This is a genomic window from Nitrosomonas sp., assembly GCF_019752415.1.
In the GTDB taxonomy this organism is placed as follows: Bacteria; Pseudomonadota; Gammaproteobacteria; order Burkholderiales; family Nitrosomonadaceae; genus Nitrosomonas.
Map to the genome: position 1 here is coordinate 79,958 of NZ_JAIEME010000003.1, position 13,502 is coordinate 93,459.

9 protein-coding genes and 1 pseudogene are annotated in these 13,502 nt (G+C 45.1%); 7 read left to right on the plus strand and 3 right to left on the minus strand.

Going from position 1 to position 13,502, the window contains the following annotated elements; genetic code table 11:
* Window positions 1–342: 342 nt before the first annotated feature.
* Complete coding sequence (locus K2P83_RS01015; protein ID WP_292926012.1) at window positions 343–2,868, minus strand: DEAD/DEAH box helicase; 2,526 nt, start codon at window positions 2,866–2,868, stop codon at window positions 343–345.
* An 87-nt stretch (window positions 2,869–2,955) separates the two neighbouring features.
* Window positions 2,956–3,600 carry an orotate phosphoribosyltransferase gene (pyrE, locus tag K2P83_RS01020; protein WP_292926035.1) on the minus strand — a complete coding sequence of 215 codons (645 nt, stop codon included), beginning with the start codon at window positions 3,598–3,600 and terminating at the stop codon, window positions 2,956–2,958.
* A gap of 27 nt (window positions 3,601–3,627) precedes the next feature.
* Here pyrE and K2P83_RS01025 point away from each other — a divergent pair, with 27 nt between their 5' ends.
* From K2P83_RS01025 to K2P83_RS01040, 4 genes are all read left to right on the plus strand, one after another.
* Window positions 3,628–4,401, plus strand: coding sequence for an exodeoxyribonuclease III (locus tag K2P83_RS01025; RefSeq protein WP_292926013.1), 774 nt, complete (start codon window positions 3,628–3,630; stop codon window positions 4,399–4,401).
* Entirely contained in the window at window positions 4,398–5,774 is a 1,377-nt protein-coding gene (locus tag K2P83_RS01030) for an MFS transporter (RefSeq protein WP_292926014.1), read from the plus strand. The genes K2P83_RS01025 and K2P83_RS01030 overlap by 4 nt, the downstream gene beginning before the upstream one ends.
* 6 nt (window positions 5,775–5,780) lie before the next feature.
* A complete protein-coding gene (zapE, locus tag K2P83_RS01035; protein WP_292926015.1) occupies window positions 5,781–6,992 on the plus strand; it encodes a cell division protein ZapE in 1,212 nt (403 codons plus the stop codon).
* 449 nt (window positions 6,993–7,441) lie between these two features.
* Window positions 7,442–7,591, plus strand: a complete 150-nt coding sequence (locus K2P83_RS01040; RefSeq protein ID WP_292926016.1) for a hypothetical protein — start codon at window positions 7,442–7,444, stop codon at window positions 7,589–7,591.
* A 1,076-nt stretch (window positions 7,592–8,667) separates the two neighbouring features.
* Here K2P83_RS01040 and K2P83_RS01045 read toward each other — a convergent pair.
* Window positions 8,668–8,961, minus strand: a complete 294-nt coding sequence (locus tag K2P83_RS01045) for a hypothetical protein (protein ID WP_292926017.1) — start codon at window positions 8,959–8,961, stop codon at window positions 8,668–8,670.
* Window positions 8,962–9,621: 660 nt separating this feature from the next.
* Between K2P83_RS01045 and K2P83_RS01050 the strand changes: the two are divergent.
* From K2P83_RS01050 to K2P83_RS01060, 3 genes and pseudogenes are all read left to right on the plus strand, one after another.
* Window positions 9,622–9,927, plus strand: a pseudogene (locus K2P83_RS01050) (transposase); the annotation flags it as partial.
* Window positions 9,928–10,134: 207 nt separating this feature from the next.
* Window positions 10,135–11,739, plus strand: a complete 1,605-nt coding sequence (locus tag K2P83_RS01055) for a multicopper oxidase domain-containing protein (protein ID WP_292926018.1) — start codon at window positions 10,135–10,137, stop codon at window positions 11,737–11,739.
* A gap of 743 nt (window positions 11,740–12,482) precedes the next feature.
* Complete coding sequence (locus K2P83_RS01060) at window positions 12,483–13,349, plus strand: HDOD domain-containing protein (protein ID WP_292926019.1); 867 nt, start codon at window positions 12,483–12,485, stop codon at window positions 13,347–13,349.
* Window positions 13,350–13,502 lie beyond the last annotated feature (153 nt).

Genomic DNA, 13,502 nt, shown 5'->3' on the forward strand with positions numbered 1-13,502 from the left:
TCGCCTTAAGTTCACGACCAGTCATGGGAGTTACAATACGAGGTAAGCGAGCCATACTGACAATATGGCATATTAGTGTATTTAGTAAACTGTCACTGTAATTCGATTTGATAGGGAGAGTTCAGACTGAGAATATACTCACTCGCGCCGACACGGCTTGCCACTCAATCACTAGTGTGCGTAAGCTACTGGTTAAATGGGAGGAGAGATACCATACCAAAGAACAAGAAAATTGATCGTAACCTACTGAATAATAAAGGGTCAAATGCGTGCGCATTTTGCTGAATAGAAATTCTTTATTCTGGACTTGGCCCCGTTCGTTTCTAGCACCGACTTTTTGTTTCATAAAGGAGTACTCAGTAGCTTATCGATTGACTCGCCATCTAATTTCATTAAGCGAATTTCAGTTTTCAGCTGTTCATGTACAGCCCCATACTCCTTGCCCGTAAATTGTGTGCGCAACTTTTGAAGTCCGATTGCTACATTCTGCCCAAATTCTGCGATATCGGACGTCGATATAAAATTGAGCCCATTGACGAATGGTCTCACTACTTCATCGATTTCATTCCCCGTAGAAACAATGAGCGGTTGTATTGGAATGTCACTTAACTCTTGATGCTGTGCTCTTACCCAGTCAGGGTGGCCTTTAGCCTGTAGCACGTATTTCTTTGACAGCTGATTTCCTGCCTTTGCCTCAAATGTGTAACAGCGTCGATGAAAAATCCACACAATATCCGGAGCTCCTCCCGCTGTAGACCTTATTACCTCCGCCCCAAGACATTGACCAAGGTGCTCTAAACCAATGTGAAATCTTGTGTGTTCTCTGGGCGCCGATAAGCCCGCAAGCATTTCATCGATTTTCCTGCCAAATGCTGGACCTTGCCACCCCCAACTTTCTATCCGATTCCAGATTGATTCTACTTGCACATCCAGCTCATCTGATTTTTCTGGTATTTTTACGCCCTTACTACGAAGCCGAAGTATCCTGTCCAGAAAGCCTGAGTTAATCCCTATTGCTTTTGCTCTTTGCAAGCAGTCAATTTCACCAGTGTTCTCATCGGCTAAGTGCGCTGCAATAGATGCGAGAAAAAGCCACCAAGCGCGATAGCCTGCAAGCTCTGGCTTATTTATATTGTCAATCGTTTGGCGTGCCACTTGATAAGCACCTGAATAGTCATTACTCCACATGGCACGAAGATAGAGAACTTCTGCTTTGCCGGTTACATCATCTCCAAACTCATCAGGTTCCTGATCTGGAATATTCAGCTCCGCAATGTTTTCGTTCGCATTTCTCCGATATTCTTCATCTGTTAGCAAACCGATGATCATTTCGGTTAAACCTTCAGGACTCTCTCTGGCAACTTCTCCCTGTTCGATACCCCAAGAAAGTTCCCGTTGAATCTCTCCAGGAAGTTTTTTCGCGAATACCGGCGAAGTAATGCTATCAATTAATGATTGCCCAAGTAGAACTATAACGGCAAAATCGGTTGCATCGCGCGTGCAACGACCCATACCCTGAATCAAACGCGTTCTTTCGCGGCGGCGAAGCAAAGGTCCCAGCTTCCAGCGCTCACGAAGATTGCGTTCCAATGCTCCAACAGCGCCAGGACTCTCGGTTATAACAAGCAGACGACAATCATCGCCGGGAAGATCAACACCATCGTACCGCCCTGCAAGGCACAGTACCACACCTTCCATTCCAGTGAATGATTCAAGACTATTTTCTATATCCCGCGCATCAAGTTGTTTTGGTTCTGGACTCATACCGGCGGAAACCATTTTGTAGGTACGTTCCGCTATCGGAAACGATGGTGCAAGGATGAGTGCACGATGTTGGCTTACCCCGTTCCAAATTGATGAAACGACACGGGGGCATTTCTCTTCTTCGAAATAAAGGCTAGGCATAAAGATGTAGCGCTTGCCCCATTGCGCATGTTTTACTCGAATTGTCTCGATGTTTGTTATCCCATATCCACGAAGCAGGTCGCCTTCCCCGCCAAGTGTAGCCGACATATATATGCGCTGTTTTGTTTCACTGAACGGATTATGAGTATGCGTCGGTGAAACAATTGGACGTATTTCTATCTCACGGAAAGATACGAAGAACAAACATGCCGGAAGATTATTGCGGATTACGGTCCATGGATAATGGATACTTGGCTCGCTCGCTTTATCAAGCACTGCCGTTATGCTTGAAAGAACATCTGCACGCGAATGTACATCTGCTAACTCGACCGAAGAATATTCTCTCCCATCGGTGACAATACGATATTGCGAGTCAGATAATGAAGGACGAAGAGCAGTCAAAACATCGTCATAGATTTTCTTATTCTCCCGAGAATCAATCTTCACTGTCCACATTGCAGCAACATACTGTTCACCACCGTGCGCATCATCGAACACTAAAACATTCGAAGCTTGCACAACTGGATTGACGTTAAAAAAATTCGAAAACGTAGTTACGCCAATAGCATTTCCCGTCGTATAACGACCAACTTCACCAGGATCGCGAGTCTCTTTAGAGCCAATCAGATTAGCGCAATCGATTCCGAGATTTTTTGCCTCACGCAGCACCTGCATCGCCAATTGGTTAGTAAGAGTGAGATAAGCCACACGCTCACTTGTTTGGCGTCTGCGCCATTCTGCAATGAGCAGTCCTACTATAGTTTTACCAGTACCTGTTGGTAACTCACATGCTATGTTGCTCTTATCTTGCAGATTCGTATAATCGCGCAAAGCATCGGCTTGTGGGCCGCGAAGATAACCATGAGATTTCGCTCGATTGGGAAGCTTGGCAAACAATTCTTCGGGTGTCGCGTAAGTCTGCGCGGCTTTTGGTTTTCGAAACTGCGGTCTGCTTTTTTCCATAACTTATGCTCCACCTAATTACCACCATCGCTGCTCTTTCTTTGTAATTTATACTGAAAAAATACACTCAAAACGTTGCCCGCAGCATCAGTAGTTTACGCCATACTGACTCCGGTAGCGTTGCACTGCTTGTAAATACTGCGACAGCTCCGGATGGTGATGCAAATAAGCGACCAAATCATCCAGATCAATGATCGGCGTGACCGTCAGGCCGTGCATTTGCTGCACTTCCTGCACCGCTGAGCGCTCACCTGTGCCACGCTCCATACGATCGAGCGCGATCACGACACCACCGGGTACCGCACCTGCGGCTTTGATCAGTTCGACCGATTCGCGCACCGAGGTACCGGCGGAAATCACATCGTCGACGATCAGCACGCGGCCTTGCATCGGCGCGCCGACCAGCACCCCACCCTCGCCATGATCCTTGGCTTCCTTACGATTAAAGCAGAACGGATAATTCTTGCCCATTTCCGCCAGCGCGATAGCGATGGTACTGACCAGCGGAATCCCCTTATAAGCGGGACCAAACAGCATATCAAACGGAAGCGCTGCAGCGACAATCGCTTTGGCGTAAAATTGCCCGAGCTTGCGCAGTGAATCGCCATCGTTAAACAAGCCGGCATTAAAAAAATACGGGGACATGCGCCCTGCTTTGGTTTTAAATTCACCAAAGCACAGCACATTGCGCTCAATGGCGAACTGAATAAATGCCTGCCGGAAATCGGACATAAACTTGATCAACCCAAAAATAAAGATATGCAAATTATAACGCTTAACCTGAACGGCGTTCGCGCGGCCGCAAAAAAAGGCTTTTTTAAATGGCTGGCCGCACAATCGGCGGATATTGTGTGTGTTCAGGAATTAAAAGCGCAATTGCCCGATCTTTCCGGCGATATGCTGTCGCCCGACAGTTATCACGGTTACTTTCATTGTGCGGCGCAAAAAGGCTATAGCGGTGTCGGTATCTATTGCCGCAAGCAACCGGATAACGTCATTGAAGGTGTCGGAATCCCGGAAATTGATGCGGAAGGCCGCTTTATTCAGGCGGATTTTGGCAATTTGAGCATCATTTCGCTCTACCTGCCATCCGGGTCCAGCGGCGAACACCGTCAGGCCGCGAAATTCTTTTTTATGGAAAAATTCTTTCCGGTATTGAAAGCACTGATCGCCAGTGGCCGGGAGATTATTTTATGCGGCGATTGGAATATCGCGCATAAGGAAATTGATCTGAAAAATTGGCGTTCCAATCAGAAAAATTCCGGTTTCCTGCCTGAAGAACGCGCCTGGTTATCCAATGTTGTGGATGATATCGGTTTTGTCGACGTGTTCCGGCAGCTTAATCCGGAACCCGACCAATACACCTGGTGGTCCAATCGCGGACAAGCCTGGGCAAAAAACGTGGGGTGGCGGATTGATTATCAGATCGCCACACCGGCGATTGCGCAAAAAGCGCGTAGTGTTTCGATTTTTAAAACGGAACGTTTCTCCGATCATGCGCCATTGATTATCGATTACGATCACATCTTATGAAATCCACAGGATTTTCCGGTTGGTTGCAGGCATTGCGCGTTTATACGCATCCACGCGTGTTGGGAATGCTGTCGCTGGGGTTTTCCGCCGGACTGCCATTGTTGTTGATACTCGGCACGCTGTCATTCTGGCTGCGCGAGGCGGGCATCGACCGCACCACAATTGGACATCTCAGTTGGATTGGCCTGGCCTACAGTTTTAAATGGCTTTGGTCGCCGTTGGTCGACCGGCTGTCGTTGCCGCTGTTGACACATCTGCTGGGCCGGCGCCGCGCCTGGTTGTTACTCTCACAAATTATCATTACCGCTGCATTAGTGGGTATGGCCAGCACTGATCCCGTCGTGAATCTGACCCAAATGGTGTTTTTTGCGCTCGCGGTGGCCTTTGCTTCCGCCACGCAGGATATTGCTTTGGATGCCTACCGTATCGAAGCGGTCGCCGCCGAGCTGCAAGGCGCTATGGCCGCGACTTACCAAGCCGGTTATCGCGTCGCCATGATCCTGGCCTCAGCCGGTGTGCTGTGGATCGCTGCGGCGGTGGATCTCTCTGCGGATGTCTACGACCATGCGCCGTGGCGCTTCGCTTATCTGGTGATGGCTGCCAGCATGGCCGTCGGCATTATCTCGACGCTGATCATCCGTGAACCGGACGTTCCATACAGCAAACTCATTTCAGAAAACGAAGCAATTGCGCAACAAGCGATTGCACACTGGAACCTCCCTCCGCGTATCAGGGTCATGTTGATATGGCTTTACGGTGCACTGATCGCCCCTTTCCGCGATTTTATTGTGCGTCATGGCCGACAAGCCTTGCTGATCTTAGGGTTGATTGCCATCTATCGCATTTCCGATGTGGTGATGGGCGTGATGAGCAATCCCTTCTATGTGGATATGGGCTACAGCAAAGACGAAGTTGCCACGATTTCAAAAGTGTATGGCGTGATCATGACTATCGTCGGCGCGGCGATTGGCGGTGTGCTGACCCTAAAAATTGGCATTATGCGCACATTGTTCCTGGGTGCTGTGCTGTCCGCTGCAACCAACTTGTTGTTTGTCTGGCTGGCAGGACGCGGTCATGATGTGAGCGGATTGATTTTTACCATTTCAGCAGATAATCTGTCTGCCGGCATTGCCTCCTGTGCTTTCATTGCTTACTTATCGGGTTTAACTAATTCCGCCTACTCGGCCACTCAATATGCCTTATTCAGCTCGGTGATGTTGTTGTTGCCTAAATTCATCGCCGGTTTCAGCGGTCAGTTTGTTGATGCGTATGGTTATGAAAATTTCTTTATCGCCACGGCACTATTGGGTTTCCCCGTTTTGATACTGGTCTGGCTTGCCGGACAAGCAAAATTTGCAACTTCTGCCAAGTAATCAACCATGCAACAGAATTTAGAAAAAACAGGCCCGGAAGCAGAATACCAAGCACTGATGCAGGCCGGTGAATTAAAACCGGATGACGATCAAGTCAAGGCAGTCTCTACACTAGAGAGATTACACTGCGCGCTCATCGATTACCCGGAAATCGGAAATAAACGCGATGGCTTCGCTTTCAAAAGCTGGTTTCCTGCCGGTATCTTGCGTTGGCCGGGTAATGACAAACCTGCCCCCAAAGGCATCTATCTCTATGGCGGTGTTGGTCGCGGCAAGTCTATGTTGATGGACTTGTTTTATTCCGTCGCTCCGATACCATCAAAGCGACGGGTACATTTTCATGAATTCATGCTAGATATTCATGCCCGACTCAAGGAATGGCATGATCTTTCCGTACGGGAACGCGCACAGCACGGTAGCCGTGCGAATGACGATGACCCGATGCCATCCATCGCACGGCAAATAGCCGGTGAAACAACATTGTTATGCTTTGACGAATTACAAGTCACTGACATTGCCGATGCCATGGTTCTGACCCGATTGTTCAAGGAGTTGTTCGCCCGAGGCGTGATTGTGGTCGCCACTTCCAACCGCCCGCCCGATGATCTTTACAAAAATGGACTGAACCGCCAGCGCTTTCTGCCTTTCATTGCGCAACTCAAGGAAAAACTTGAAATCATTCCGCTCGAAGGTACGGTAGATTATCGCTACAGCCGTTTGAAAGGCGCAGAAACTTATTATTTCCCAATCAATGCAGAAACCACGGACCAATTAGCAGCAACTTTTTTCCGCTTGACCGACCGCCGAATTGAAGACCGGGCGAAAGTTCCCAGCGAAGTATTGAATGTGCAAGGACGTACACTGTTTGTGCCCAAATCAGCACGCGGGGTTGCGGTTTTTTCGTTTAAACGCCTGTGTGCAAATCCATTAGGGGCAGCAGACTATCTCGCTATCGCCAGAACCTATCATACCGTCATTATGGTCGCGATCCCGCAATTCAATAGAGAGAACAGCGATGAGACCAAGCGCTTTGTGAATTTTATCGATGCGCTCTACGAACATGGTGTCAAATTCCTTTGTTCGGCCGCCGTACCGCCCCAATCACTGTATACCGGAGGCGATGTCGGTTTTGAATTTGAACGTACAATTTCCCGCTTGATGGAAATGCAATCGGAAAGCTATCTGACAAGGGGTCATGGCAAAAAAATGACTGCTTAGCAAAACCTTCTAGACAGAACATTCTTGAAAAATCATCAATAAGAACAAGAACCCAGCCACACACTTCCTCTTTTATCGATGTATACGGCCCTGGCATCAAATTTTTGATGCTCAATCATTGCACCCATTCAATCACTGCGCGCCTGTCTGTTGCGTTTAAATTTCACACATTATTAACATTTTTAATGTTATCCTTGAATCAGAATAAGTGTTATCACTTATTCTTAGTTACATTACTTAATTACTTTAGAGATCATGTCCTATCCTTTTAGAAGATTAAGTTTGTACGAATAGGTAGTCTTCTAAAAGCATATTTTCTGTCTTTGGAACAGCAGTTTAATTCCAGATAAAGATTGTAGACTAGGTATGTGACTTGTAGCTGATTGAGTTTCAACGTAACGCTGAAATATCTATTAACATCATTTGATATAATTACAAAGGAGATTATTATGAAATACTCACTCTTCGTTATTACCCTCATCGCGTTTACTTTTACAGCTGCACTCACCGGATGTGGTGAGCCCAAGCCAGGCTCAAAACCACCAAGCTTGTATGAAAATGAAAAAGGCGAAAGATTGGGCGCTCCTGCTGGCAAGTAATAATTGGTTAATTTACTATCAAACGGCTCCTATTTGTTATGAGGAGCCGTTTTTTATTTAGGATTATCTGCAGGGACAATTCCCTTAACCCCAATTCCAATCTTCTCTTAGCAATCGCATCATCACGGCTATAGTTCAAAATCGTTTCTCTAATGTAACTATTCAGCGTTAAAAAATAAAAAAGTACTTGTCAATTTTTTTGTGCAAAAGAGCTGAAGTGAAAGCGCAGTTTGAGCTCTCGAATAGTAGCTATGCAAACAGTCTATTAAGGCATGTTCTGTAGGATAATAATCAGTCTACATACTTGAGGCAGGGGATTCATGCTGAAACCTTTGCAAAAAGATGCAAATTTTTTATTTCAGTGTAATTCTGGGTTAATTTGCAAGGAACCGATTATTATTTAGTTATTTTCCCGCATATGAATCAGGAATAACCATACTTAATCGGCGCTGCGAAAGTGTTTTTAATGATGCAATGTGTCCTACGGTTATGCACCCTACTTAGCTAAAGCCGAACTCGAAAAAAATGAACAAGAAGCCGCAGGGAAAAATGATAACTAATTGTCTCTATTTTCTTATTCCTTAATATTTGATAGGGAATCGATTCAGAAGTATCAGCAACAAGCTAAAGACACAAATAAATTAGCATTTTTTGTGTATAAGCAAAAACTATAATGAACAGATGAAATGTACAGATTGTTCTCCAAACGACCTCAATGCAACAACAATTACATACATCCCACAACTACAAATTCGGCACGATTTATCTATGAATCTTTGTACGGGCAGATGCTTATCCTCTATGTTTATAGAGAATGCGCGGCATCTTGAATAATTCGTTCCGGAGCAATAGTAATTTCAAGTCCTTCTATTTTTCGAAAAAAACGACTCTAGCATTGCTACCAGAATCGTAGTGATCTATACAGCTTTAAAGCTTTCCTTGTATGACCTCCTCCTTAAGGAAATTCTGATTTATTTCTTTCTGTCTAAGCACTTAATCAGAATCTCCTTGATAGCCACCACGGACGTGCTGCATCTTCGGAAAGTGGGTTTTTTAGCTTTTTCTAAATTGTGTTCTTATTCTGATTTTTCTTTCGAAGTTTTGGAATCTTCGGTGGAATCAGTTTTTTCAACATTATCTTCTACCAATTCCTCATCTGATTTAGCATGTGGTACAGCAGGATCATCGGCGGGAATAGCTTTCTCTGCTGCCTCTGCAGCTTGTTTTTTATTTTTTTCGAGTTCGGCATCAGACAGTGCACCTTCTCGTTCTTGATACAGGCTTGGCGGATATTGACCTGGCTTGCCCTCGCCTTTACAGGCAGTCAACATCACGGCAATCAGCACAGCAGTAAGAATTGGATAGTTCATTATGATCTCCTTAAATTAAAAAAAGCTACTAACGAATACAAAATACACATTTATGATTCCTTCTGAAAAATCATATGCTACTGAAGATTTAATTTCTCGGAAGAAGAAAAACAAATGAGTAAATTGCCTATTTATTCCCGGCCAATCTTAATAGACAAAAAAGTACAGGTGATGCCAAGGAGGCAGCTTAATCCTGTATTGCCTGTTGTATCGCATTGCGATGACGCCCATTCCAAATCCCTCACTGTATTGTGACAATAATCACATACACAACAAAACAATTGCTGGATACTGTTCCTAACGTACTGCAGAACTCTCTCTCCTACTGCTGCTACGTTCTCCAACTTTTGGCGATAAAGTTTGAGATACCTCCCGGTCAAATGGACTTAACGGTTCATTTGACCTTTTTTATCAGAAACGCATGTGAATTTTGTTTTAAGTGCCCGTTGCATCAGCCAAAAGCAACCGCCGCTCGAAGGATTTGATACACCACCAGGCATGATTCTTGATTCCGATACTCGCTGAGTAAAACTGAGAAATTGCCTACCCTACCGTGGGATGAGTCGACCGAGGGTTACTACAAGACGTTATGTTCAAGACTGAGAAGCCCAGCCAACAATGCCGGAATTGTGATTGGGGCGGTGATTATTAAATCATAGGTTATCGGTTTCAGATGAAGAGACGATTGAACAGATTCGAGAAAATCCGTACCTACACTATTTCATTGGCCTGAAAGGTTTCCAAGCGAAGGCGCCGTTTGCGTCATCATTAGTGGTTGAGATACGTAAGCGCATGGGTCAGACGGTATTTGATGAATTCCATGAAGCGCTCATCGAAACGATTGCGCGCAGAAGAGCAAAGAAGTCAGTCAAAGCAGTTGATGATGACAACGACAGCGATGCAGGTGCAGGCAAATACATCTACATTTCCATAAATGTTGATGGTGCTACTGTCTTAGTCAATTAATACTCTAACTTCCCATTCCCTGTTTTTCTCAGGTCTGCTCCTCAACAGAATTTCCATACCTTGCTCGAATCAGGTTGCTAATTATGGTTGAGCTGGTACACTAATTTACAAGTAGTAATCTTGCATATATGAGAAATAGAAATACTTAGTATTAGTTAAGTTTTCTAACCATCATAAGACTTATCGTTGTCACACGAGAGGTTGATCATGACAAACATTGATTATAGAAGACGTCAATTCCTGCAATATGCCGCATTAAGTACACTAGCCACCACATTGCCCGGATTTGCATTAGCAGAAAACCGCGAGCTTAATCAGACACCCAACAAACTATTCAAAGCCGATGTTGAAATCGCATTAACTGCTCAAACCACTGATGTCTCTATCTTGCCTGGTGCTCATACCCATGTTTTTAAGTATCATGGGAAACTATTAAAAGGTCCCCAAACCGCACTAAAAGAACTGCCAGGTTATTTAGGACCGATTCTCAATTTCGAACAAGGCCAGAAAGTTCGGATATATTTCTATAATCAATTACCAGAACCGTGTGTTACCCACTGGCACGGAATGCATGTACCGCAGGTAATGGATGGACATCCCATGTACGCCATCTATCTCGGTGAACAGTATGTCTATGAATTTGAAGTGAAAAACCCTGCCGGCACTAACTGGTATCACTCGCACGCGCATGAATTAACCGCCACACAAGTATATCAAGGCTTGGCGGGCCTCATTACCATCTCCGATGAAGCTGAACGAAAACTGGATTTGCCCAGTGGTGAATTTGATATCCCGCTTATCATTCAGGATCGTAGCTTCACCAATGGCAACCAATTACGTTACATGCTTAATAGGCACCAGCGGATGAGAGGTTTTTTGGGCGACACGATTCTGGTTAACGGCCAGGAAAACAGTACTATTCCGGTAAAAACCAGAGCCTATCGCTTGCGCATACTGAATGGATCAAATTCCAGAATCTACAAACTGGGCTGGAATGACGGCACACCGATGACAGCAATCGGTACGGACGGTGGATTACTGGAGAAACCTGAGACTTTACCCTATATCATGCTTGCGCCTGCTGAACGTGTTGAGTTATGGGTTGATTTTAGCGGTCGCAAACCCGGCTCCGATCTTATGTTGCAAAGCTTGGCCTATCAGGGATCTGCAGCGCATATGGGAGGTGGCATGGGGGGTGGAATGCGCCAGGGCATGGGCAGGATGGATGGTGCGCCGGTCCAAAATGAAGTTATATCTATCGCCAAGTTTCACATTGCCGAACAAATCAGTGATTCACCCAAGTTGCCGACAGAACTGGTTCCCATGCGCCGATTGAACTCTCAGGATATCTCCAATCCCGAAAAAACTATTCCTATTGCCATTGGCATGCGTCACATGGCATTCCAATTAAATGGCAGAACATTTGACATGCAAGGCCATACGGAACTTGAAAAGATTCCCGTCAATAGCGTTCAGAAAATCAGGATATTCCACGACAACCATGGAATGGGTGGAGGAATGCGCGGTGGTCGGGGCGGCATGGGCATGATGATGGCGATGCCACATCCCATTCATTTACATGGTCAGCAGTTTCAAATTCTATCGCGCAAGCAAAACAATCTCAGCGGTGCCTATGAAACTGTCAGAGATGGGTTTATCAACAACGGCTGGAAAGACACCGTCTTGGTGATGCCAGGAGAGGAAATTGAGATTATTAAGCCATTTAAAGACTATACCGGTTTATTCCTCTATCACTGCCATAATCTGGAGCATGAAGACATGGGTATGATGCGCAATTTTTTTGTGAGCTGATTCATCCCGAATTTAAAGTGTTTTCGTAAGCATTTTTCGTTCACCTCCAGTAATACATTGTGCTTGGGACAGCGTGAAGGATGAACGAAAAATATATTAAATCAGAATCTGATTTATTTATCTGTAATTCGCTTGATAGTAACCAGAAACAAAAAATACTCCCAACACCAAATTTACTTTCCATTCGATAGTTCAACAAGTTGACGTGCAACAGACAATCAGATTTCAGTGCCTTCAATCCTGCTATTGGCAGCATCCAATCGATAAAAGATTAAAAAACTCTCCCATTTTATGTGGCGCAATGCCAATCCAGGATCGTTAACGATTATCTTAGTAACCTGGATGTCTGATTTCCTTAACTCGACAGGTACTTTAATGCTCGTACGATTGCATTTAACAGCATTGGATTCCCGATTCGATTAATCAATGCCAATATTTTATCGCGTGCTTTGTCAAGGATGATGAGCTTCCTCAGAAAAGATAACATTTCACATCTCTATTTACCCAATACACATTAGGGATACTTTCTATAATGATGCATCTTGGCACCTGCTCCAGTGATTCGATATTCATTGAACCTCACCAAATGCCGGAGTAGATAGTTGTGCTGTGAAATTCTAATTATTTGAAAATTTCTCATGGCAATAGGGTGTGCCAAACCATTATTGTTACATTGATTATAGGTATCCGTCATGAGTAGAACTATACTAAGAGAAATGGAATTTACGCCGGAGGAACGCACTATGTCTCACAGCATTATTGACTTACAGCAATCTCTTGAGCGTATTAATACGCTGCCCGCTATGCCGGTCATTGCCCAAAAAATGCTTGCATTAGCGTTGAATACAGACGAAGGTGAAACACAATTGCTCAAACTCATCGCGCAAGATCCGCAGATCTCCGCCAAGATCATTGGGCTGTCAAACTCTTCCCTTTTTGGAGTACCAGGTACAATATCCTCGATCAGCGATGCAGCCATGTTCTTAGGTCTGACTCAAGTGAAATCAATCGCTATCGGTATGGCCACCCTATCAGCCTTGGCTAAACCACCTGAAGGTAAATTTAAATCTACTGATTTATGGGCTCACAGTATGGCCATTGCCACTATGATGCGCGCTATTGCCAGGCACATACCTGCACGAAACCGCCCGATGGATGATCAAATTTTCCTATCAGGACTCTTGCATGACATTGGATATAACGTACTAAACTTTATTGCAAAAGATATCAGCGATACACTTTATGAAAGACTGAGTACTGCTTCCGTAATATCACTTTTAGAAACAGAGCAAGAGCTATTTGGCACACATCACGGTGAGATCGGCGCACAGCTGGCCGCACACTGGGGATTACCGGCGGAAATCATTGCTGTGATACGCTATCACCAGATACCCGACCATGCGAATGCCGAAGTCGGCCAACCCCTGGTCAAACTTGTCAATATTGCAGAAAAAATGCTGCCGGATTTTGCGGACGCCGAACACACGACACAATCAATTACCGAACAGGAATGTACCGATCTTGGCATAGATCCTAGCAAGGCCGATGCTATTACTGAAGAGATTGGAATCGTTGCTGAGCAGGCCAAGCAGCTTGCCGATATTGTTTGAAATGCACCGAATTGAACAAAATATCTGACTTCCTGCCTCCGCATCGAAAGTTGAATTTTCTATTCGCGCTTAGAAGTTTTGTAGTCAAATAACCATCCTCCATCCTCAAACTTTTTTACTGTCAGTACCAAATTTACTTATAAGAGCCTCAGG

Excerpts from the sequence above, each read along its gene's own strand:
- K2P83_RS01015 (WP_292926012.1), bottom strand. The coding sequence starts at position 2,868 with ATGGAAAAAAGCAGACCGCAGTTTCGAAAACCAAAAGCCGCGCAGACT.
- pyrE (WP_292926035.1), bottom strand. The coding sequence starts at position 3,600 with ATGTCCGATTTCCGGCAGGCATTTATTCAGTTCGCCATTGAGCGCAAT.
- K2P83_RS01025 (WP_292926013.1), top strand. The coding sequence starts at position 3,628 with ATGCAAATTATAACGCTTAACCTGAACGGCGTTCGCGCGGCCGCAAAA.
- K2P83_RS01030 (WP_292926014.1), top strand. The coding sequence starts at position 4,398 with ATGAAATCCACAGGATTTTCCGGTTGGTTGCAGGCATTGCGCGTTTAT.
- zapE (WP_292926015.1), top strand. The coding sequence starts at position 5,781 with ATGCAACAGAATTTAGAAAAAACAGGCCCGGAAGCAGAATACCAAGCA.
- K2P83_RS01040 (WP_292926016.1), top strand. The coding sequence starts at position 7,442 with ATGAAATACTCACTCTTCGTTATTACCCTCATCGCGTTTACTTTTACA.
- K2P83_RS01045 (WP_292926017.1), bottom strand. The coding sequence starts at position 8,961 with ATGAACTATCCAATTCTTACTGCTGTGCTGATTGCCGTGATGTTGACT.
- K2P83_RS01055 (WP_292926018.1), top strand. The coding sequence starts at position 10,135 with ATGACAAACATTGATTATAGAAGACGTCAATTCCTGCAATATGCCGCA.
- K2P83_RS01060 (WP_292926019.1), top strand. The coding sequence starts at position 12,483 with ATGTCTCACAGCATTATTGACTTACAGCAATCTCTTGAGCGTATTAAT.